Genomic DNA, 20,136 nt, shown 5'->3' on the forward strand with positions numbered 1-20,136 from the left:
GAAGTAAATCCGTTAATCATTAACGATAGCAGTCGCCAGTGGTCGTGTATCAATGATACAGATGGACGTTCGCTCGACGCGCGGACGGCTCGCGGTGTTCGGGCTCGCGCTCGCAGTCACCGCCGTCATCGCGCTCGCACCGACCCCCGAAGGCCTCGCACTCGAAGGGAAGTACGCCATCGCCACGATGGCGTTCGCGGGCGTGCTCTGGGTGACCGGCGCGCTCCCGCTGGCGGTCACCGCGCTCTCGATTCCCGCGCTGCTGACCGCGTTCGGCGTGTTCGGCGACCTCGACGACGCGCTCGCGCCGTTCGCCGACCACCTCATCTTCCTGTTCATCGCGGGGTTCATGCTCGCGAACGCGCTCCAGAAGTACGACATCGACCGCCGCATCGCGCTGTACATCATGGCGCGCATGGGCTCCAGCCCCCGCAAGCTCATCCTCGCCGTGATGGTCGCGACGGCCATCCTCTCGATGTGGGTCTCGAACACCGCCACCAGCGCGATGATGACGCCCATCGCGGTCGGCGTGCTCGCGCAGGTCGTCGGCCGCGACGAACTCACCGAGGCCGGTGACGACGACCTCACCACGAACGTCCAGGTCGCGACCCTCCTCGGGACCGCGTACGGCGCCAGCGTCGGCGGCGTCGGCACGCTCATCGGCACGCCGCCGAACGCCGTCGTCGCGGGCGTCCTCAACGACCAGCTCGGCTACGAAATCGGGTTCGCCGACTGGCTGCTCATCGGCCTCCCCATCGTCGCCGTCACGCTCCCAATCGTCTGGTACGTCCTCACGTACTGGCTGTTCCCGCCGGAAATCGAGGACGTCAGCGGCGCCCGCGAGGAAGCGCGGCGCTACCTCCGCGAGGAGGGCGAGCTGAGCACGCGCGGCCGCCGCGTCGCGTACATCTTCACCGCGACCGCCGGCCTCTGGGTGCTGGGCGGCCTCGGCGGCCCCGTCTGGTGGCTGTTCGAGACCGTCGGCCTCAGCACCGACACCGCGAACGTCCTCCACACCACGCTGTTCGGCGGCAGCGGCCCGACGCTGTTCGGCACCGAGGGCGGCTACCAGGGCCTGCTGTACTACGTGATGGTCGGCCTCTACGCCATCCCCACGCTCGTCCTCGCGGACACCACCGAGTGGGAGGACCTCGTGGACATCGACTGGGGGACCATCCTCCTGTTCGGCGGTGGCCTCTCGCTGGCCTCCGGGTTCGCGAACAGCGGCGCGACGCGCTGGATTGCCGAGACCATCTTCGGCTCGCTCACCGGCCTCCCCATCGTCGTCATCGTCGCCGCCGTCGTCCTGCTGGTCATCTTCCTCACCGAGATGACCTCCAACACCGCCACCGCCACCATCATCGTGCCCGTGCTCGTCTCCATCGGCGGCATCCTCGCCGCGACGCTCGGGCTCGCCGAGGAGTCCGCCGCCATCTTCCTCTCGGTCAGCGGCGCCATCGCCGCGAGCTTCGCGTTCGCGCTCCCGGTCGCGACGCCGCCCAACGCCATCGTGTTCGGCTCCGGCTACCTCGAACAGCGCGACATGATGCGCGCCGGCGTCGTCCTCAACCTCCTCATGACCGCGGTGCTGACGCTGTTCATCTGGGTGCTGTTCCAGTTCGTCTGGCCGATGTTCCTCTGGTAGCCCGGCCGGACGCCCCGCTTCGGCGGACTCGTCGCGGTGGGACTCCGCGACGGCCGTGCTACCTTACCTCTCGGAACTGTTATCCGTGTAACGCGTCTCTCTCTGGTCGTAATGGCAGCAGGCAACGTTGACTTCTTCAACGACACTGGCGGCTACGGTTTCATTTCGACTGACGACGGCGACCTCGACGACGACGAAGACGTGTTCTTCCACATGGAAGACGTCGGCGGCGAAGACCTCACCGAGGGCACCGAGGTGGAGTTCGACATCGAATCCTCCCCGAAGGGCCCGCGCGCGGCGAACGTCGTCCGACTGTAATCTGACGATTCACCTGTAGCTCACAGCGACAGCCGACACTCCCGAATTTTTCGCCGATTACGCGTCCGAGCGGCGGCTCTGCACGCGATACAACGAACTACGACAGCGACTCGTGAGCGACATCCGCGGCGCTGTGGCTTCGAGTTCGATGCAACGGAAAAGGATGCGGAGCCGAAAAGTCGGCCCCGCAGCCGCCCTGAATTGGTCCCCGCTGACGCTTCGGCCCTCCAAAGCGAAGCGTCACTTGGGTCAAAACGGGCGACGATAATAAACCTATCCCCGGCAGTAACGGCTGCCGCTACATGTGCTCTTCTTCGAGCACCCAGCCGAGCGCGCGCCGGTAGTACGTGAACATCTCGCGGACGCCCTCGTGGTTCATCTCCTCGGAGTCGAGCTGTTCGGCGAGAAACTCGTACTGCTCGCGGATCTCGTCCTCGCTGCGCATACCGACCGTCGGAGCGCCGGCCGTATCAATTGCCGTGTTACTGCCGGTCGAGGCGCGAGAGCCCGTGCCAGATGGCGTTCACCAGCTTCTCCTCGCCGTCGCCGTCGGCGTCGTCCCAGCCGCGGGCGAGCGCGTCCTCCAGCGCGTCGAGGTCGTGGTTCTCGAAGTTGTTCATCCCGCGGAACGCCTCTAACGCCTCCCGCGCCTCGTCCCCAAAGTCGCCGGACGGCGTGCCGTCGTAGAACCCGAGGTCCGCGAGCGCTTCCTCGACGGCTTCGGCCGTCTCTCCGTCGAGTTCGCGGTACTGTTCGGGGTCCTCGCGTTCGAGGAGCGTGACGTCGTAGACGCGGAACACGCGCTCCAGCTCGTCGATTGGGTGCTCGTGGTCGTCCACGCGCACGTCGATCCAGCGGTCGTTCCCGCCGTCGTAGCCGCCCTCGGGCTTGGCGACGTACAGCGCCGCGGACTGCTCGCCGCGCTGGTCGCCGCCCGCCTCGTTGCCCGCGTGCAGTGCCGCGATGAGCTTCTCCGGGAGGCCGCCGTCGGTCGCCTTGAACGTGTCGGCCATCGCGTCCACGGTCTCGCGGTTCTCCAGAATGTTCCCCTGCACGGTGTAGTGCTCGCCCTGCCGGTCGCTGGCGTGGTCGAAGCACTCCTCGCCCGTGAACGCCGCCACCGAGCCGTCCTGTCCCACGATTCCGACCTGCCGCTGCGGAGCGTCCTCGTCGTCGGCGGTGAGTCGCTCGATTACTTCGTCGGCCGAGTAGCCGTCGCGGAGCAGGTCGAGGCCGTCCGGGCCGTACGCGACGTTCGCGAAGCTCTGCGTGGCGATGGCGCCCGCGTCGGCGCTGGCGAACGGGACGACAGCGCCGACGCCGACGAACTTCGACTGCACGGCGACCCCGACCGCGTCGGTCTCGGGGTCGCACGCGACGATGGAGAACGTCATGGCCGGCAGGTGGCCGCCCGCGGGCAAAAGCCTACGGCTCGACCACCTCCGTTGCCGTCTTCTCGGCGGTCAGCGGCTGTCTGCTCGCGAGTTCGACGGCGAACCCGGGGTGCTCGACGAGGTGCCACAGCACCATGTGTCGGCGGCCCGCCGTCAACCCCGTAGTGGAGAGGTCGTCGGCGGTGAACTCCGCGGGCAGGCGCTGCCAGAGCCGCGCCAGCGCGTCGAAGGAGTCGAACACCTTGCGGTTGCCGGCGGAATCGGCGCCCCGCCGCTCCACGACGTAGCTGCCGTCCGCGCGGTGGACGCCGACGGTGTTCACGAACGCCTCCCGGGATGTCAGCGCGTCGTCCAGCGAGTCGCGTAGCTCGGCGGCGGCCTCGCGGGAGAGAAGCAGTTCCTCGTCGCCGACGGTGACGGCGACCCGGCTGCCGCGGCGCTCGACGTGGTGGTCAGGCGAGCGGTCGGATTTCTCGACCAGCCACGTCGCCGTGGCTTACTCTATCCTCGGCTGCCGGCGTCGTCAGATTCTGACTCGGCATCGTGAGCGGTGATTGCGGACACACCCAGTTAACTCCGGTGGTGGGACAGACCCACCTGTCCGACCGCGTGCCACGACTCGACGCCGGGCCGCCGTTCAATTTTTCATCCGACTCCGGGAACACCGACGCATGGCGCCGCCGACGACCGTCCTGTTGCCGACCGTTGAGTGGACTCCGGCCTGCGAGGAGGTAGCGTCCCAGCTCCGCCCCGAGGACGAACTGCTGGTCGTCTGCGACACCGAGGCGGACCCGGTCGCCGAGCGCGCGGGCGACCTCCCCGACCAGACTGCCCTCGTGTTCGCCGGCGAGCCCGAGGCGTGTTCGGGGAAGGCCAACGCTATCGCCGCGGGGATGGAGGCCGCCGCGCACGACCGCATCGTGTGGACCGACGACGACTTCCACCACCCGCCGGACTGGCTGGCGACGCTCAACGCCGACTACGAGCGCCACGGTCCCGTCTCCGAGCTCCCGTTCTTCGTCGGCCGCGACCCGCTGTCGAAGCTGCTGGAACCCGTCTACGCGCTCGGCGGCACGCTCGGCGTCTACGCGGCCGACCAGGCGTGGGCGGGCGCGGTCGCCTTCGAGCGCGACGACCTCGACGCCGATGCGTTCCTCGCGGACCTCCGCCGGACGGTCAGCGACGACGGCCTGCTCGCCGAGCGCCTCGATGTCACGCCGCTGCGGCGCGCGCGCCGCGTCGAAGTCGGCGGCACGCTCCGGCGGACGCTGGAGCGCCACGTCCGGTTCACGAAAATCGTCGCCACCCACGACCCCGGCGGGCACGTCGTCACGGCGCTGGTGACGCTCGCGCTCTCCCTCGCGTGCCTGTTCGCGCCGCTGTCCGCCGCGGTCGGCCTCACCGGGTTCGTCGCGGGCGTCTACGCGGCGTTCGGGGTTCGCCGCTGGACCGCGCTGCTCGCGTACCCCGCGGCGCTGGCGGCGATTCCGCTCGGCGTCTACGCGCACGCGCGCCGGACGTTCGTCTGGGGCGGCCGGCGCTACCGCTGGCGCGGGAAGTTCGACGTCGAGGTCGTCGAGGACTGAGCTACGCGTCCGCGACCGATTCGACCCACGCCGCGAGGTCAGCGACGACCTCGCCGGCGACGTTGTCCGCGAAGTAGAGGTGCGCCATCGTCGTCGGCTCGTGGGCGTCCCTGAAGTAGTGGCCGACCTCGGGGTAGCGCTCCACGCGACTCTCCTTGGGGAGGTCGAGTTCGTTCCACGCCGCGTACCGCTGCTCGTGGAACGTCACGAGCTCCGGCTGAACGTCGGGGTCGGCGCGCCCCGACGTCGCCACGAACGCGGGCGCGTCCAGCGCTTCGGCGGTCGCGCCGGCGTCGTACTCCCGGAGGCTGTCGTGCCACCGGCCCGGCCGCCCGAACACCTCCTCGTCGGGGTCGTAGTCGCCGTCCGCGACGCGGCGCAGTTGCTCGCGGAGCGCCGCCAGTTCGGCTTCCTGTTCGTCGGAGAGGTCGCCGTCGGGCTCGAACTCGTACCGGAGCACCGGCGTCTCCGGGTCGCTGACCTGCTGGACGGCGCCGTCGAGGTTCGCGACGCCCGCGACGCCGCCGTGCCGGTCCGCGATTCGCGGGGCGGCGGTCCCGCCCTGACTGTGGCCGGCGACGAACACGCTGTCCTCGCTCACCGCGTTGGTCGCCGCGAGTTCGTCGACCGCGGCGACCGCGTCGTCCACGACTACGTTGTCGAGCGTGTACTCCTCGGCGGGGACGTCGTGGTCGCGCAAGCGCTTCGCGTACCGGAGGACGGCGACGCCCTCGGTCGCCAGCCCCCACGCGAAGTCTTTGAGAACGTTCGAGAGGCCGCCGTCGGGGTCGTGGATGCCCGCGCCATGGACGAGCACGACGCCCGGGAACGGCCCGTCTCCGTCCGGGACCGCGAGCACGCCGTCGAGGGCGACGTCGTCGGCATCGACGGTCACCTCGCGCTCGTCGAACGCGTCGAGGTCCGCGTACGCGGGCGGCTCGTGGGCGGTCGGCAGCGAGAACGCGACGACGGCGCCGTCCTCGACGCCCAACTCCAGCGTCTGCGTACCGTCCGCGAACCCCAGCTCGGCGAGCGCGCACGGCGCCTCGACTGCCAGCGTCTCGACGCCCTCGAAGTCGCCGTACTCGCCGTAGAGCCCGTACCAGAACTGTTCGAGGGCGTCCTCGGCGTCGGAGACGTCGCCGAAGCCGTCGGGGTAGGCGTCGACGACCGCCTCCCGGCCGTCGTCGGAGAGCAGGTCGGCGGCGGCCGCGGGGTCGCCGTCCGCCACGCGGACGGCGAACTCGCGGGCGGTCTCGCGGACCGTGTTGGTTTCGAGAGCCATCTGGACGGATCGTTGACGAGTCCGCGGCAAATAGGTTGGTGGTGTGACAATGGAGCGCGAGACACGGGTGTTTTGCCGCGCGCCCCCCAAAGGCGACGCATGGACGTGCGCGGCGAACGGGAGTGCAAATCGTGTGGGACGCGGTGGTCGTACTACGAGACGGGGAGCGTGGAGTGCCCCGACTGCGGGAGCATGCGAAGTGTCGGCGTCGGCGAGCGCAGCACGCACACGGACGGGAACGCCGACCTCGACCTCTCGGCCGCCCGCGAGGCCGCCGCCGACGGCGACCTGCGCGGCGCGCTCGACCCCGCGGCGGACGCGTGCCGCGACTACTGCCAGTCCCGGGGGTTCGTCTCTGGCGGCGACCTCCTCGACCTCGACGACACCTACCTCGCGGCGCAGGAACTGCGGCGCGCGGCGGTCCTGCTCGGGGACGCGCTCCGCACCAGCGACGACGCGGAGCGCTACGTGCTCGCGCTGTTGAACGGCGCCGAGGACGGCCAGCGGCCCGCGCCCGACGAAGTGCCCGAAGCCCTGCGGGCGGTTCGCGGACTCGCGTACGCGGCGGCGGTCGACCACTACCGGACGGACGTGCGGACGTACTGCGGCGGCGAGGTGCCCGAACCCGAGCGCGGACTGCTCGAACGCCTCCGCGACCACGCCAAGCGCGTGGAGGCGCTGGACGGCGACGTGGCTCCCGAGGACTCGGAGCGACTGGTCGAAGCGACGCGCGCCATCGCGGACGCGCTCCGCGGCGACGAGTCGGGCGTCGAGCGGGCGCGCACCCGTCTGGACGCCTTGACGCGGTAGCTCGGACGTTTCGAGGCTGGGGCGGGCCACCGCATTTCTTTTAGTAGTCAGCGTCGTTGATTCATCTTATGAGGTCTCCGACACGACGGACGGCTCTCGCCGTCTGCATCGCCCTCCTCCTCGTCACGGCCGGCTGTAGCGGCGGCACGGGACCGAGCAGCACAGCCACGAGCAGTGACGCGGCTACCACGGGTGCCGCGACCACGACCACCGCTGACGACGCGCCCGCTCCGGAGCCCGAAGTTCCCGCCAGTTCGACCGGCGTCGATACCGGGAGCGGCACGTGGTCGCCGGACGTCAGCGTCGAGCAGTACCCGCCGGGCGTCGCCGAGAACGGCACGCTCGCGAACGTCTCCGCGCTGCTGGACGCGCACTTCGCCGCGACGGCGAACGCCTCCGTGGTGTTCACCTACGAGATGACCGGTCCGAACCAGACCGTTTCCCGAACCTACGGCCACGGGGCCGACGGGACGCCGTTCTACAGCAGCCGCGACGAGAACACCAGCGACGGGGGCAGAGTCGTCGAGGAGACCTACTGGAACGGGTCGCGCGGCTACAGCCGGGTGTACGCCTCGACCCGCCCCGAACTGGGGACGGTCCACCGGGGCTTCCAGAACGTCACCTACCTCCTCGAAACGTACAAGCCAGGGGGTGAGGTATTCGGCCGACGCACCGACCTGGGGACCCCGCTTCATCTGGCAACTACAGCGTCAACGGCACCGTCGAGCGCGGTGACCGGACACTCGTCGAGTTGACCGCCGACGACGCCTCGGGCGACGCCGCAGATTCGATGACGGACTTCGACGGCCGAGTGCTCGTCACGCCCGACGGGGCCGTCTACGAGGCTACGTCGTCGACCACTCAGAGTGCCGACGACGGCACCGAGGAGCGCTACGCGTGGAACGTCTCACTGCAGACGGGCGTGGAGTGGACGGGGCCGCCCGCTTGGATAGACGGTATTCCGCAGCTCTCGGTGTCGATAGTGGAGGACGGCCGCGCGGTCGAACTCCGGAACACGGGCGGAGCGGCCCTCCCCGCGAACACCTCGCTGGACGTCTTCGCGAGGAACGAACCCCTCCGCGGGGAGGTCCGCAGCGGCGAGCCGCGTAACGCGAGGAGCGGCCTCCGCCCGCCCGAACGGGCGGCGACCCTCACGACCGACGTGCGCCTGGAACCCGGCGAGGCGGTCTACGTGACGGCGGGCGCCGACGGGAACGCGTCGTCGTTCGCGCTCCACGACGAACCGACGAGCGGGGAGTACACCTTCGGGTTCGCCGGCATCCGGAGCACGGACAGCGACGTCGGTTACTACCTCGGAACGGGCATCGTGTCCTGGAACACCGAGTGAGACGAGCGCCCCCATCGAGAAGTCGGGGCGAGCAGCGCCGCAGACAGTAGAGGGAGCGACGAACTCGCGGTCAGGGAAGCGTCACGTCGACGCCGGTCTGCTCGCCGGCGGCCTTCACGGTGTTGTAGAGCAGCATCGCGCGCGTCATCGGGCCGACGCCGCCGGGAACGGGCGTGATGGCGCTGGCCTTCTCCTTGGCGCTCTCGAACTCGACGTCGCCGACGAGCTCGTAGCCCTTCTCGGTGTCGGCGTCCACGCGGTTGATGCCGACGTCGACGACGACGGTGCCCTCCGAGAGCATCGAGCCGTCCACGAGTTCGGTGACGCCGGCGGCCGCGACGACGACGTCCGCGCGGCGCGTGTGCGCGGCGAGGTCGTCGGTGCGGCTGTGACAGACGGTGACGGTGGCGTTGCCGCCCGCGCCCTTCTGCACGAGGAGGTTCGCGAGCGGCTTCCCGACGATGTTCGAGCGGCCGACCACGACGACCTCCTTGCCCTCGGTGTCCACGCCCTCGCTTTCGAGGAGCTTCTGGATGCCGTGGGGCGTGCAGGGCTTGAAGCGCGCGTTCCCGGCGACGAGCTTCCCGACGTTCTCGGGGTGGAAGCCGTCCACGTCCTTCGCGGGATCGACCGCCGACAGCACGCGCTCGTCGGGGACGTGGTCGGGCGTCGGGTCCTGCACGAGGATGCCGTGGACGTCCTCGCGGGCGTTGAGCTCCGCGACCGTGTCGAACAGCTCCTCGGCGGGCGCGTCGGAGTCGATGCGGACGTCCTCGGCGGCGATGCCGATCTCCTCGCAGTCGCGCTGTTTCATCGAGACGTACGTCTCGCTGGCCTGCTTGTCGTTCATCAGGACGGTCGCGAGCCGCGGCGTGACGCCGGCGTCCTTCAGCGTCGCCACGGAGTCCGCGAGTTCCTCCCGGATGTCGGCGGCGACGGCGTTCCCGTCGATGATACTCGTCATGACGGAAACTCCGCGCTCGCCCGCCTTCAATTCGGCGGTTCGTGCACAAAACAGCGGTTCGTCCGTGAAGAATATTCACGAACGCCCAACAGTCACTCGTACAGCGGGTGTTCGCGGCAGAGGTCCTCGACGGTCGCGGCGACCTCGGCGTACACCTCGGCGTCGCCGACGTTGTCCACGACCTTCGCGATGCAGTCGCCGACGGTCTCCATCGCCTCCTCGTCGAAGCCGCGGGTCGTCAGCGCGGGCGTGCCGGCGCGGATGCCCGACGGGTCGAACGCGGAGCGAGACTCGTCCGGCACGGTGTTGGCGTTCAGGACGATGCCGACTTCTTCGAGGGCTTCCTCGGCGTCGCCGCCGGAGACGTCGGGGTGGGAGTCGCGGAGGTCCACGAGCACGAGGTGGGTGTCGGTGCCGCCCGAGACCAGCGAGAAGCCGTGGTCCTGGAGCGTCTCACCGAGCACCTCGGCGTTGCGCACGACCTGTTCGGCGTACTCGTCGAAGGACTCGTCCAGCGCCTCCTTGAAGCCGACCGCCTTCCCCGCGATGTTGTGCATCAGCGGGCCGCCCTGCGCGCCCGGGAACACCGCCGAGTCCACGTCGTCGGCGTACTCCTCGTCGCACATGATGATGCCGCCGCGGCCCGCGCGAATCGTCTTGTGCGTCGAGCCGGTCACGAAGTCCGCGACGCCGACCGGCGAGGGGTGTTCGCCCGCCGCGACGAGGCCCGTGATGTGTGCGATGTCCGCCATGTGGTAGGCGCCGACGGCGTCGGCGGCCTCCTGAATGCGCTCCCACTCGACCTCCCGGGGGTACGCCGAGAACCCCGAGACAATCATGTCGGGCTCGAACTCCTCGGCGGTCTCGCGCAGCGACTCGTAGTCCAGTCGGCCGGTGTCGGCATCGACCTCGTACTGCTCGACCTCGTACAGCTGGCCAGCGAAGTTCGCGGGGTGGCCGTGGCTGAGGTGGCCGCCGTGCGTGAGGTCAAGCGAGAGAATCTTGTCGCCGGGCTCCAGTACGGAGAAGTAGACGCCCATGTTCGCCGACGAGCCGCTGTGGGGCTGGACGTTGGCGTGGTCGGCGCCGAACAGCTCCTTCGCGCGTTCGATGGCGAGCTCCTCGACGTCGTCCGCGAACTCGCAGCCGCCGTAGTAGCGCTCGCCCGGGTAACCCTCGGCGTACTTGTTCGTGAGTTCGCTGCTCTGGGCTTCGAGGACGGCTTCGCTGGCGTGGTTCTCGCTGGCGATCATCGCCAGCGTCTCGTTCTGCCGGTGGCGCTCGCCGACGAGCGCGTCCGCGACTGCCGGGTCGACCTCCCGGACGTCGTCGTAGCTCATGCCTAGAGTGGCCGGTGCGCGCGGCATAAGTCTACCGAGGACGCCATAATTCACCCCCGCTCCTCGACAGAAATATAAGCCCGCTGGGAGTACGTGACAGCCGCGTGATTCAGTGGGAGGAAACCGGAACCGGAGTGGCTGCCGCCGACGCGGCCGGCAACGAGGTGACGGTTCGCGCCCCCGACTGGAAGCGCGTCCGCAGGGGGCGGGCGCTCGGGTGGCCAGCGGACGCCACGGCGGCCGGCGTCGCCACCGAACTCTCCGTGCCAGCCAGCGACGCGTCGGTGGTCGCGGGCGGCGCGCGCACCCCGCTGGCGACCGGCGAACGCCGCCGCCTCGCCGTCGGAGAGTACGTCCTCGAAGCCGGCGGCGCGCTCGACGTCCGCGTCGGCTTCGACGGCCCCGCGGTCGTGGAGCGCGGCGACCGGGTTACCGTCACCTTCGACGCGCCGACGGACGTCGCAATCGGCTTCCGCAGCGACGTCCGCGCACCCGCTGAAACAATCACCATCCCGAAGACGCTTGACGGCGTCGCGACCGCGGTGACCCACGCCGCGGCCGCCCATCGCACGACCACGCCCGACAGGTCGGCGCGACACCAGCGTTCTCACCCGCCGCAGTTCGCGTTCGGGGACGCGGTGGACGTGCCCGAGGCGGTCGCCGCGGAGACGCCCGAGACGGGCGTCGAACTCCGGCTCCCGCGCTCGCTTGCGGACCTGTTCGTCGCGGCGCCGCTGGCGTACTACCTCGGCGCCGAGGTCACCGTCGAAGCCGGCGTGACGCCGCGGCTGCGCGCGTCCGACGCGGACGTGAACTACGCGTTCGACTCGCTGACCGTGGACGTGCCGGAGTTGCTGGCGCGCGTCTTCTGGCTGGACTGTCTGGTCCGCACGGCCGTCCCGCCGGAGCACCGGCGCGCCGTGCCCGCCCGCGAGCCCGGGGACGTGACGCTCGCCGAGCACGACCTGCTGGACGTCCTCGACGTGGACCCGGTCGCGGCCTACGACGCGACGCCCGCCGACCGGCTCGCGACGTACCTCGACGCGCCGTTCGAGCGCGTCGCCGACGACCTCCCGGAGTGGCACCTCTCGATGCACGTCGCGCCCAGCCTCGACCACGTCGAGACGCTGCCGTTCCTCCTCGACCGGCTGGCGCTCGTCTACCCGCCCGAGACCGCCACCCTAGAGAGCGAGGAGCTACTGGAGCGCACGCTCGACGACTTCTACCGCGGGCCGCCCGGCCCCGTCGCCAGCGTCGAGATGCTGAAACCGAAGCTCCGGGACGGCCGCTGGCAGGGCTGGCTCGCGGAGGGAACGCCCATCGACGTGTTCAAGAGCCAGCCCGCGGCCTACCGCAACCACCTCGACTACCGGCGCGAGCACACCGAGGAGCTGTCGGTGGCGGTGGTGCTCAACGACCGCAGCATGACCGGCGAGCACGAGGCGGTCGCGGACGTCTACGAGGCCCACGCCGAGTCGCTGCCGATGGACGTCTCCTTCTTCGAGGACCTCACCCGCGAGGAGCTGGCGAACGTGCTCGGCGAGCACTACGAATTTCTCCACTACATCGGCCACTGTGAGGTCGAGGGCCTGCGCTGCGCGGACGGCAATCTCGCCGTCGAGGACGTCCCGGAGACGAACGTCGAGACGTTCTTCCTGAACGCCTGCGGCTCCTACTACGAGGGCGTGGACCTGGTGGAGCGCGGGAGCGTCGCGGGCGCGGTGACGCTGCGGAAGGTGCTGGACGAGCAGGCCGCGAAGGTCGGCATCGCGTTCGCGGAGCTGCTCGTCCACGGCTTCCCCATCGAGACGGCGCTCCGGCTGGCGCGGCGCCGCATCCGGATGGGGAAAGACTACGCGGTGGTCGGGGACGGGATGCAGACGCTCTCCCGGACGGACGGCGACGGCGCGCGCGTCGCACACGTCGAGCGCGACGGCGACGGGACCTGCGAGGTGACCTACGAGTACGTCGCCGCCGACAGCCACGGTTGCTGGTACGACGTCGACGCGGCCGCGTCGAAGCCGCGGCTCTGCGGGAACCCCACGGAGTTCGAGGTTCCCGCACCAGAGCTGGCGGACCTGCTGGCGGACGCCGACCACCCGGTCGTCGTCGACGGGGAGTTCTACTGGTCCGACGAGGCCGCCACGCTGCTTCGGCCGAGCGTCCGGGACGCGAAAACGGGCGAAAGCCGCCGCTAGCGCTCGATTATCGCGGTTTTACTGGTCTCACGTCCGGTAAAATTAAATACGTCGTGACCCTATACGCACCCAGAGATGTCACAGAATCTACTGGGGACCAGCGTGGACGCCGTCGTCCGCACCGTCCTCGACGCCGAGCCCGGCGAGCTGTTCGTCGTGAACCCCGCCGGCGAGACCGTCGAGGAACTCGTCGACGCCGCCAACGCCCACGAGGGGGAGCTCCCGTCCATCCGCCTGCTCGGCGACGAGCGCACGCTGAAGGACGTGACCGACGACTTCATCGTCGCGAGCAACGCCGCGAACCTCGTCGAAGCCGGCGACCTCGAGCTTCGCGTCTTCGACGGCGACGCGCGGAGTTCGATGCTCGTCACCGAGGACCGCACGGTCGCGCTCGTCGGCGTCGGGGGGCTCGTCGGCGGCCTCACCACCGACGACGCCGAGTTCACCGAGACCGCCTACGACGCCGTCGCCGACGACTGGGACGACGCCGAGGCGTTCACGCTCCGCACGCCCGCCATCGACCGCGTCCGGCAGACGCTCGACGAGGACATCAGTCCCGACGTCGAGGCCGACTTCGATGCGGTGCTGGCGTCCATGGAGACCGCCCGCGGCGACGGCGACGGCCTCGACGAGGTCACCGTCAGCCTGCTGGTCGCCGCGAAGAACCGCGAACTGCTCTACGACATCAGCAAGTGGGGCGAGGACGTCGGCATCGCGTCGAAGGCGACGTTCTCCCGCACGAAGACGAAGCTCGAAGACCTCGGGCTCATCGACACCGAGAAGGTCCCCATCGACGTCGGCCGGCCGCGGCTCCGCCTCAAGCTCGCCGACGACCGCCTCGAGGACGCGCCGCCCGCCGAACTGGCGAACGTCGCCCAGTCGGTCCTCACGTAAGCCCTCCGCCGAATCCCGTACTGTTTTCCCCGCGTCGCCCCACCCCGTAGCTATGCCACTGGAGGAGTCGCCGTGACCGTCGCCGTCGTCGGCGACGGCCCGGCCGTCGAAGCCGTTCGGGACGCGCTCGCGGACGTGGACGCCGCCGTCGAAGCCGCGGCCGTCGCGGGCGTCGAGACCGCGGAGTTCGCCGTCGTCGTCGGCGTCGCCGGCTCCGGCGGGTTCGGCACCGCGAACGAGCACGCCCGAAGCGGGGACACGCCGCTGCTCACCGTCGAGGTGGGCGGGCTCGGCGGCCGCCCGCTGGCGGGCGTGGACGCCGGCGTCTCGCTGCTCGCGCCGGAGGGGCCGTGTTTCGAGTGTTTGGCGGCGCGCGTGACCGCGACGGGCCACGAACCGGCCGAATCGCCGAGCGCCGACCGGAGCGCGGTCCGGCTCGCGGGCGCGCACGCCGGCCGCCTCGCAGTCGACGCCCTGCGCGGGAACGCCGCACCCGGAACTGTCGTCGAACTCCCGCACGCCGAGCGGACGCTCGCGCCCGTCCCGAACTGCTCGTGCGCGGCCGACGGCCCGAGTAGCGATCTCCCGCTGGACGACGAGGACCGGTCGCTGGACGACGCGCTCGCGGCCGCGGAGCCGCTCGTGGACGACCGCGTGGGCGTGCTGTCGGCGGTCGGCGAGCGCGAGTCGTTCCCCGCGCCGTACTACCTCGCGATGGGGACCGACACCACGGGGTTCAGCGACGCCGAAGCCTCGACGCAGGCCGCGGGCGTCGCCGCCGACTGGAACGCCGCCTACATGAAGGCCGTCGGCGAGGGCTTCGAGCGCTACGCCGCCGGCGTCTACCGCGAAGCCGACTTCGAGACTGCCTCGCCCGACCACGAAGACGCCGTCCCGCCCGAGCGCTTCGTCCGCCCCGAGAGCGCGGGCGGCGAGCCGGCCGAAACCGAGTGGATTCGTGGCGAACACCTCGACTCGGGCGAGTCGGCGCTGCTGCCCGCGGACCGCGTCGTCTTCCCGCCGTCCGAGAGCCGCCCGGGCACGATTACGACCGGGCTCGGCCTCGGCAACTCGGGCGTCGGCGCGGCGCTGTCGGGTCTCTACGAGGCCGTCGAGCGCGACGCCACGATGCTGTCGTGGTACTCCACGTTCGACCCGCTCGGCCTCCAAGTGAACGACCCGGGCTTCGACGAGCTCGAACGCCGCGCGAGCGCCGAGAATCTGGACGTGACGGCGCTGCTGTGCACGCAGGACGTGGACGTGCCCGTGGTCGCGGTCGCGGTCCACCGCGACGAGTGGCCGCGGTTCGCGCTCGGGTCCGCCGCCGACCTCGACGCCGACGCTGCCGCCCGGGGCGCGCTCTGCGAAGCCCTCCAGAACTGGATGGAACTGCGCGCGATGGGGCCCGAGCAGGCCGCCGAGGAGGACGGCGCCATCGGCAAGTACGCGGACTTCCCGCGCGACGTCCGCGGCTTCGTGGACCCGGAGACGACCATCCCCGCCAGCGACGTCGGCCCCGACGACCCGCCGGCGGGCCGCGCCGAACTCGACGCCGTCCTCGACGCGCTCGCAGACGCCGACCTCGACGCCTACGCCGCCCGCCTCACGACGCGCGACTTGGCGGACGCGGGCTTCGAGGCCGTGCGAGTGTTAGTGCCCGAGGCCCAGCCGCTGTTCGTCGACGAGGCGTTCTTCGGCGAGCGTGCGCGAGACGTTCCGCGAGAACTGGGCTTTCAGGCGCGGCTGGACAAGCCGTTCCATCCCTTCCCCTGAGCGCTCGGTTGGGGAGTTCGTGCACACGACGGTATCTCAATCGGGGATTTCGAATGACGCAGGATTCGATTTCGAGAGGATATCGCTGTATTCTGTTGCGAACGCGCTTTTGAGAGCGTTCCGTAGATGGAAGACTTGGAATATTCATACAACTTCGGGGTTTGTGTCCAAATTCGGAAGCTGGTGTATTTGGAAGCGGAACCGCGTGGGATTTGGAATCAGTGAGGATATTAGGCTAAGCTATTTTGTAACAGAATACAAAGACTTTCTATGGTCAGAATTTCTCGGTCCTTTCGTGCCGTTGAATATGCTGAAGGAGTTTCAATTGCCGAATTTCAGGACTTCGAGCCGATTTCGAAGATACACTCCGTCGTCAATCTAGACAAGGAAAAGAACGAGATGTTGGTTGCTCACCACGAGTATCCCGAGGATAGTCGGGACTTTCAATCCAGAACGTGGGCTTATGATGTCGTTCTCTCTGATTGGGAGGATATACTCGAGCTTTTGGACGTGTTGAAACGGTTTAAGAGTCTTCCTGATGACGTTGTTCTATCAAACGAATTCCCTGTTAAAGAACTGAAGATTTCGGAAATGAAGCTTTACAACGAAGAGGCAGAGGGAAACTACGAGTCGCGAGAGGATACGTATGAAGATGTTTCCCTTTCATATAGATTATCAGATTCAACCTTGGAGTTTTCTCCCCGACACGGGTCTGAACCCCAAACATTCCCTTGGATACCTGTTGGCGAAGAATATGCAAGGGAGGGTTTTTCTTCGAATTCTATTCACCTTAATCGTCTAATCGAGATGATTGATGATATCGAGGAGGGGATTCAACCAAGCGATTCGCCAGATCCTACTCTTGACGAGGAGACACATTCACTGTTGAACAGTATTGGCTACGGTCATGAAATCATTCAACATTCACAAGATGGAGATATTTGCTTGGAGAAAGGACTGCACCAGTTGGCACTTAGTTCCTACATACACGCGATTGAGTGGACAATAATTGCATATCTCAAAACGGATGGATTAGATATCATTGAAAAAGAGAGGGAGGGGACCTACTACAATTTAGCTGGTGGGAGGAATAGTCTACTGGAAGAAGTAAACGAAAGAGCGAATTTAGACCAGAAAACAACGTCTCAGCTTCGAAGTTTTAATCGTGCAGAACGACGGTGGATGGCACATCACAAATCAGGTGAGATTCTGCCCGAAGAGATCGAAGCAGTTAGAGCTCGCCTCAGGTCATTAATCGAGAAACTCTTCTAAACCGGATCTTCTGATTTTAGCGTTTGAGTGGGTGCTAAATTCACTCCGCGAGCGTAGTGATCGCAGGCCGACGACCGAACGAAGCGTAGCGAAGTGAGGGAGGAGTGCTTTTTCCGCAAGTTTTTGCCGAGGGCGGCCTGCGGCCGCCCACAGCGCAAAAAGTGCGTTTAGATGCCGAAAGTAGCCCGGAGCATGTCCCGGGAGCCCGGACCGAGGCCGACGGCGACGACGGCGACGAGCATGAGCGTGAAGTACCGCGGGGCTTCCTCGCGGAGTTCGGCGTTGAACAGCCAGAGGACGAACAGCGCGGCGGCGATTTTGAGGAGGAGGAACGGCCACGCGTCGCCGGTGTACTGGATGACGGAGGCAGGGAGGACGTTCTGGGTGATGTCGACGACGGCGGCGTTGACGGGGTGTTTGGGGACGAGGTCGCGCGGGAGGCCGAGTTCGGCGGCCCAGTCGAGGCCGATGACGTTTGCGACGCCGTCGACGGCGTGCGCCCAGAGGACGACCGCGCCGGCGAACTCGGTGCCGGAGGCGACGTCGGGGAGCGAGCGGCGGACGTAGTACCAGACGGCGGCCGTGATGACGGTGGCGAACAGGAGCGTGAGCACCGTGAACTGCGGGAGGAGGGAGACGTACTCCGTGGTCGCGGAGAGGTAGACGAGGAAGCCGACCGTCGCCACGAGGAGGGCGGTGCCGGCGCCCGCGAGCGGCCGGTAGTAGTCCTCGACGACGGTGGTGCGGCGCGCGAGGAACACGCAGGCGACCAGCGCCGCGAGCGTGATGACGAACATCACGAAGTAGATGACGGGGCTGATGATGAGCGTGTTCACGGGGAAGTTGAGGAACTGCTCGACGCCCGGGGCGGCCGCGGCGGCGTCGTTGGCGTCCTCGACGACGCGGAGCGCGCCGCCGAGCAGGACGAACGGGAACAGCGCGTACAGCAGGCGCAGGTCCTCGCCGACTTCGAGGTGGTCGAGGAGGAACGTGACGCCGACCAGGGAGACGAGCAGCGTGACCGCGTACCCGACCTCGGAGACGAGCGTGTAGCCGGGGTAGGCGACGGGTTCGGTCGCGGTCGCGCACGCCGTGGAGCTGTAGACGTGCTGGACGGCGCCGCCGTTCCAGACCGCACACTGCGCACCGTTGGCGTCGGCGACGACCGGCCCCCAGAAGTAGTGCCAGACGAAGTCACCGTAGACGGTGTCGGGGAACAGCAGCGACCCGCCGACGAGGGCGAGGACGGCGACGCCGACGACCGCGGTCCACGCGCGCTCGCGGTCAGTTTCGGGGAAGGTCATGTTCGGAGACGCGGCCGGTGGCTGTTTTATCGTTGTGGTCTGCGCCCGCGCCGGCTACAGCGGGAGTTCGTGGGACTCGTACTCGGTGGCGAGGACGACCATCGTCTGCGAGCGCGCGAACCCGTCGACGTCCGCGATTTCCTCGAACATGAGCTCGCGGAGCGTGTCGGTGTCCTCGGCGTACACGCGCAGGATGATGTCCCACTCGCCGGTCGTGAGGTGGATCTCCTGGACGCCGTCGATGTCCGCGAGGCGGTCGAGGGCGTCCTGCTCGCGGCCCTGTTCGACGCGCAGGCCGACGACCGCGGAGGTGCCGAACCCGGCGGCCTTCGGGTCGACGTCGGCGTGGTAGCCGCGGATGACGCCGGCTTCCTCCATGCGGTTGACGCGGTCGTGGACGGTCGCACTCGACATCTCGATTTCGCGGGCGATTTCGCTGAACGGCTTGCGGGCGTCCGCCTGGAGCGCCCGCAGAATCTCGCGGTCCGTCTCGTCTAACTCCATACGCGAACCGTCGGGAGAGGTCCCCAATACGCTTACTGCTCGCCCGAGATTCGCGACGGCTACCCCTGAATCTCCTGTGCCGCCTCCAGAACGACGTCGTGGGCTTCGCCGTTGGACGCGACGAGCCCCTCACAGCCGGGCTCCCAGCGGTCGCCGTGGACGTCGGTGACGACGCCGCCGGCCTGCCGGACGAGGTGGACGCCGGCGACGGAGTCCCACGCGTTCACGGTGACGTTCGTGAGCGCGCCCTCCAGTTGGCCGCTGGCGACCATCGAGAGCACGGCCTGCGCGCAGCCGTACCGCCGCAGGTCCGCGAACCGCGTGACGATGGCCTCGCAGGCGCGGGCGTACTCGTCGCGCGCGTCGAAGTCCCACCAGATGGTCGGCGCGACGGCGAACGTCTCCGGGTCGGTCTTCTCGCTGACCGTCACCGGCTCACCGTTGCGCGTCACGTCGTCGTCGCCGGCGAGGTACGTGTCGCCGAGTGCGGGAAGCACGTTCGCGGCGGCGAGCGTCTCGCCGTCCTTCACCGCGGCGACGGAGGTCGCCCAAATCTGGGTGTCGCGCACGAAGTTGTTCGTGCCGTCGATGGGGTCGACGACCCACGCCGCGCCCGCGTCGGGGACCTCCTTCAGTTCGTCCTCCTCCTCGCCGACGATGGCGTCCTCGGGGTGGGTCTCCCGAATCACCTCGATGACGCGGCGCTGGGCGTCCCGGTCGGCCTGCGTGACCACGTCCGTCTTCCCGGACTTCGTCTCCACGTCGATGCCCGTGCGGAACGCCTCGAAGGCGACTTCGCTGCCTGCGAGCGCGGCGCGCTCGGCGACGCTCGCGCGGTCCTCGTTCATGCCCGGAGACGCGGCCCGCCGCCCCAAAGAGTCGTCGGTCCGAAACGTCACGCCGACTCGTCGTCGGGGCGCGCGAGCAGGTCGCTCTCGTACCGGGCGACCGCTTGCACGACCGCGTCGGCGTCGTCCTCGGGGACGTCGAACTCGGCGAGGCTCTCGCGCAGCAGGCCGACCGCGCGCTCGATGTGTTCGGGCGTGAACGGGACGTGCAGGTGCGCTTCCCGGACCGGCGCGGCGTCGTACGTCTCGGGGCCGCCAGCGGCCTCGCAGAGGAAGTCGGTCTGGGTGCGGCGCAGCTTCGAGACGTCGGCGTCCGCGAAGAACGGGCCGAGTTCGTCGTCGGCGAGCAAGCGGTCGTAGAAGTCGTCGACGACCGCGCGAATCGCCTCGCGGCCGCCGAGCCGCTCGTACAGTGTCGACTCCGCCATACCGGTCGGTGGCCGCACCCGCACCTAAAAGGTGGCCGTGGTTCTCAGCGAGTTAGAGTAGTTTTGCGAGGGAAGTCCGCCTCGCGGACTTCCCGCATCCCGCGGCGCGCGAGGCGCCGGCGATGCGAGGGAAGGGATTCGAACCCTCGAACTCCTACGAGAACGGATCTTGAGTCCGTCGCCGTTGGCCGAGCTTGGCTACCCTCGCACGCGGTGCGTAGTCGG

20 protein-coding genes and 1 tRNA gene are annotated in these 20,136 nt (G+C 68.6%); 10 read left to right on the forward strand and 11 right to left on the reverse strand.

Annotated elements, in window-relative coordinates; genetic code table 11:
• Window positions 1-52: 52 nt before the first annotated feature.
• A complete protein-coding gene (locus HHUB_RS07885; protein ID WP_059057084.1) occupies window positions 53-1,645 on the forward strand; it encodes an SLC13 family permease in 1,593 nt (530 codons plus the stop codon).
• Window positions 1,646-1,756: 111 nt separating this feature from the next.
• Window positions 1,757-1,963 carry a cold-shock protein gene (locus HHUB_RS07890; protein WP_059057085.1) on the forward strand — a complete coding sequence of 69 codons (207 nt, stop codon included), beginning with the start codon at window positions 1,757-1,759 and terminating at the stop codon, window positions 1,961-1,963.
• Between the two features lie 298 nt (window positions 1,964-2,261).
• Here the strand turns inward: HHUB_RS07890 and HHUB_RS17065 are convergent, their stop codons facing one another.
• Genes HHUB_RS17065 through HHUB_RS17630 form a run of 3 tightly spaced genes read right to left on the reverse strand, consistent with a single transcriptional unit; the run spans window position 2,262 to window position 3,838 of the window.
• Window positions 2,262-2,408: a hypothetical protein gene (locus HHUB_RS17065; RefSeq protein ID WP_169793401.1), complete on the reverse strand. Its 147-nt coding sequence runs from the start codon at window positions 2,406-2,408 to the stop codon at window positions 2,262-2,264.
• A 37-nt stretch (window positions 2,409-2,445) separates the two neighbouring features.
• Window positions 2,446-3,357 (reverse strand): DUF1028 domain-containing protein, encoded by a 912-nt coding sequence (locus HHUB_RS07895; RefSeq protein WP_059057086.1) that lies wholly within the window; start codon window positions 3,355-3,357, stop codon window positions 2,446-2,448.
• A 31-nt stretch (window positions 3,358-3,388) separates the two neighbouring features.
• Window positions 3,389-3,838, reverse strand: a complete 450-nt coding sequence (locus HHUB_RS17630; RefSeq protein WP_082687205.1) for a DUF7528 family protein — start codon at window positions 3,836-3,838, stop codon at window positions 3,389-3,391.
• A 190-nt stretch (window positions 3,839-4,028) separates the two neighbouring features.
• On the opposite strand from HHUB_RS17630, the gene HHUB_RS07905 reads away from it, so the two are divergent.
• Window positions 4,029-4,943, forward strand: a complete 915-nt coding sequence (locus HHUB_RS07905; protein ID WP_059057088.1) for a glycosyltransferase — start codon at window positions 4,029-4,031, stop codon at window positions 4,941-4,943.
• Between the two features lies 1 nt (window position 4,944).
• Here the strand turns inward: HHUB_RS07905 and HHUB_RS07910 are convergent, their stop codons facing one another.
• Entirely contained in the window at window positions 4,945-6,228 is a 1,284-nt protein-coding gene (locus tag HHUB_RS07910; protein WP_059057089.1) for an alpha/beta hydrolase family protein, read from the reverse strand.
• A 99-nt stretch (window positions 6,229-6,327) separates the two neighbouring features.
• Here HHUB_RS07910 and HHUB_RS07915 point away from each other — a divergent pair, with 99 nt between their 5' ends.
• The 3 genes from HHUB_RS07915 to HHUB_RS07925 all read left to right on the forward strand — a co-directional run bounded on the left by HHUB_RS07915 (window position 6,328) and on the right by HHUB_RS07925 (window position 8,386).
• Entirely contained in the window at window positions 6,328-7,038 is a 711-nt protein-coding gene (locus tag HHUB_RS07915; protein ID WP_059057090.1) for a DUF7117 family protein, read from the forward strand.
• A gap of 68 nt (window positions 7,039-7,106) precedes the next feature.
• Window positions 7,107-7,793 carry a hypothetical protein gene (locus HHUB_RS07920; RefSeq protein ID WP_059057091.1) on the forward strand — a complete coding sequence of 229 codons (687 nt, stop codon included), beginning with the start codon at window positions 7,107-7,109 and terminating at the stop codon, window positions 7,791-7,793.
• The gene (locus HHUB_RS07925) at window positions 7,790-8,386 is read left to right on the forward strand and encodes a hypothetical protein (RefSeq protein WP_059057092.1); all 597 of its coding nucleotides are present in this window, start codon (window positions 7,790-7,792) and stop codon (window positions 8,384-8,386) included. Before HHUB_RS07920 ends, HHUB_RS07925 begins: the two co-directional genes overlap by 4 nt.
• Window positions 8,387-8,456: 70 nt before the next feature.
• Here HHUB_RS07925 and HHUB_RS07930 read toward each other — a convergent pair whose 3' ends face one another.
• The gene (locus tag HHUB_RS07930) at window positions 8,457-9,350 is read right to left on the reverse strand and encodes a bifunctional methylenetetrahydrofolate dehydrogenase/methenyltetrahydrofolate cyclohydrolase (protein ID WP_059057093.1); all 894 of its coding nucleotides are present in this window, start codon (window positions 9,348-9,350) and stop codon (window positions 8,457-8,459) included.
• A 92-nt stretch (window positions 9,351-9,442) separates the two neighbouring features.
• Window positions 9,443-10,690: a serine hydroxymethyltransferase gene (gene glyA, locus HHUB_RS07935; protein WP_059057094.1), complete on the reverse strand. Its 1,248-nt coding sequence runs from the start codon at window positions 10,688-10,690 to the stop codon at window positions 9,443-9,445.
• A gap of 134 nt (window positions 10,691-10,824) precedes the next feature.
• On the opposite strand from glyA, the gene HHUB_RS07940 reads away from it, so the two are divergent.
• From HHUB_RS07940 to HHUB_RS16605, 4 genes are all read left to right on the forward strand, one after another.
• Window positions 10,825-12,888 (forward strand): hypothetical protein, encoded by a 2,064-nt coding sequence (locus tag HHUB_RS07940; RefSeq protein ID WP_143416375.1) that lies wholly within the window; start codon window positions 10,825-10,827, stop codon window positions 12,886-12,888.
• A gap of 75 nt (window positions 12,889-12,963) precedes the next feature.
• Window positions 12,964-13,782: a transcriptional regulator TbsP gene (gene tbsP / locus HHUB_RS07945; RefSeq protein ID WP_059057095.1), complete on the forward strand. Its 819-nt coding sequence runs from the start codon at window positions 12,964-12,966 to the stop codon at window positions 13,780-13,782.
• Window positions 13,783-13,854: 72 nt separating this feature from the next.
• On the forward strand, window positions 13,855-15,555 hold the full coding sequence (locus HHUB_RS07950) for a YcaO-like family protein (protein WP_059057096.1): 1,701 nt from the start codon (window positions 13,855-13,857) through the stop codon (window positions 15,553-15,555).
• 270 nt (window positions 15,556-15,825) lie between these two features.
• Complete coding sequence (locus tag HHUB_RS16605; protein ID WP_143416376.1) at window positions 15,826-16,827, forward strand: hypothetical protein; 1,002 nt, start codon at window positions 15,826-15,828, stop codon at window positions 16,825-16,827.
• Between the two features lie 167 nt (window positions 16,828-16,994).
• On the opposite strand, the gene HHUB_RS07955 is transcribed toward HHUB_RS16605, so the two are convergent.
• The 5 genes from HHUB_RS07955 to HHUB_RS07975 all read right to left on the reverse strand — a co-directional run bounded on the left by HHUB_RS07955 (window position 16,995) and on the right by HHUB_RS07975 (window position 20,119).
• Window positions 16,995-18,131: a DUF63 family protein gene (locus HHUB_RS07955; protein ID WP_059057097.1), complete on the reverse strand. Its 1,137-nt coding sequence runs from the start codon at window positions 18,129-18,131 to the stop codon at window positions 16,995-16,997.
• Window positions 18,132-18,185: 54 nt separating this feature from the next.
• Entirely contained in the window at window positions 18,186-18,635 is a 450-nt protein-coding gene (locus tag HHUB_RS07960; protein ID WP_059057098.1) for an Lrp/AsnC family transcriptional regulator, read from the reverse strand.
• A gap of 59 nt (window positions 18,636-18,694) precedes the next feature.
• Window positions 18,695-19,483 (reverse strand): inositol monophosphatase family protein, encoded by a 789-nt coding sequence (locus tag HHUB_RS07965; RefSeq protein ID WP_059057099.1) that lies wholly within the window; start codon window positions 19,481-19,483, stop codon window positions 18,695-18,697.
• A gap of 47 nt (window positions 19,484-19,530) precedes the next feature.
• Window positions 19,531-19,911, reverse strand: a complete 381-nt coding sequence (locus HHUB_RS07970) for a truncated hemoglobin (protein ID WP_059057100.1) — start codon at window positions 19,909-19,911, stop codon at window positions 19,531-19,533.
• Between the two features lie 123 nt (window positions 19,912-20,034).
• Window positions 20,035-20,119, reverse strand: a tRNA-Leu gene (locus HHUB_RS07975).
• Window positions 20,120-20,136 lie beyond the last annotated feature (17 nt).

Origin of the sequence: Halobacterium hubeiense (assembly GCF_001488575.1) — an archaeon.
GTDB lineage: Archaea > Halobacteriota > Halobacteria > Halobacteriales > Halobacteriaceae > Halobacterium > Halobacterium hubeiense.

Bases quoted from the DNA above. Each gene is read 5' to 3' on its own strand.
- glyA (WP_059057094.1), bottom strand. From the start codon at position 10,690: ATGAGCTACGACGACGTCCGGGAGGTCGACCCGGCAGTCGCGGACGCG.
- HHUB_RS07930 (WP_059057093.1), bottom strand. From the start codon at position 9,350: ATGACGAGTATCATCGACGGGAACGCCGTCGCCGCCGACATCCGGGAG.
- HHUB_RS07920 (WP_059057091.1), top strand. From the start codon at position 7,107: ATGAGGTCTCCGACACGACGGACGGCTCTCGCCGTCTGCATCGCCCTC.
- HHUB_RS07970 (WP_059057100.1), bottom strand. From the start codon at position 19,911: ATGGCGGAGTCGACACTGTACGAGCGGCTCGGCGGCCGCGAGGCGATT.
- HHUB_RS07910 (WP_059057089.1), bottom strand. From the start codon at position 6,228: ATGGCTCTCGAAACCAACACGGTCCGCGAGACCGCCCGCGAGTTCGCC.
- HHUB_RS07885 (WP_059057084.1), top strand. From the start codon at position 53: ATGATACAGATGGACGTTCGCTCGACGCGCGGACGGCTCGCGGTGTTC.
- HHUB_RS07965 (WP_059057099.1), bottom strand. From the start codon at position 19,483: ATGAACGAGGACCGCGCGAGCGTCGCCGAGCGCGCCGCGCTCGCAGGC.
- HHUB_RS17065 (WP_169793401.1), bottom strand. From the start codon at position 2,408: ATGCGCAGCGAGGACGAGATCCGCGAGCAGTACGAGTTTCTCGCCGAA.
- HHUB_RS07960 (WP_059057098.1), bottom strand. From the start codon at position 18,635: ATGGAGTTAGACGAGACGGACCGCGAGATTCTGCGGGCGCTCCAGGCG.
- tbsP (WP_059057095.1), top strand. From the start codon at position 12,964: ATGTCACAGAATCTACTGGGGACCAGCGTGGACGCCGTCGTCCGCACC.
- HHUB_RS07890 (WP_059057085.1), top strand. From the start codon at position 1,757: ATGGCAGCAGGCAACGTTGACTTCTTCAACGACACTGGCGGCTACGGT.
- HHUB_RS16605 (WP_143416376.1), top strand. From the start codon at position 15,826: ATGGTCAGAATTTCTCGGTCCTTTCGTGCCGTTGAATATGCTGAAGGA.
- HHUB_RS07955 (WP_059057097.1), bottom strand. From the start codon at position 18,131: ATGACCTTCCCCGAAACTGACCGCGAGCGCGCGTGGACCGCGGTCGTC.
- HHUB_RS07915 (WP_059057090.1), top strand. From the start codon at position 6,328: ATGGACGTGCGCGGCGAACGGGAGTGCAAATCGTGTGGGACGCGGTGG.
- HHUB_RS07895 (WP_059057086.1), bottom strand. From the start codon at position 3,357: ATGACGTTCTCCATCGTCGCGTGCGACCCCGAGACCGACGCGGTCGGG.
- HHUB_RS07905 (WP_059057088.1), top strand. From the start codon at position 4,029: ATGGCGCCGCCGACGACCGTCCTGTTGCCGACCGTTGAGTGGACTCCG.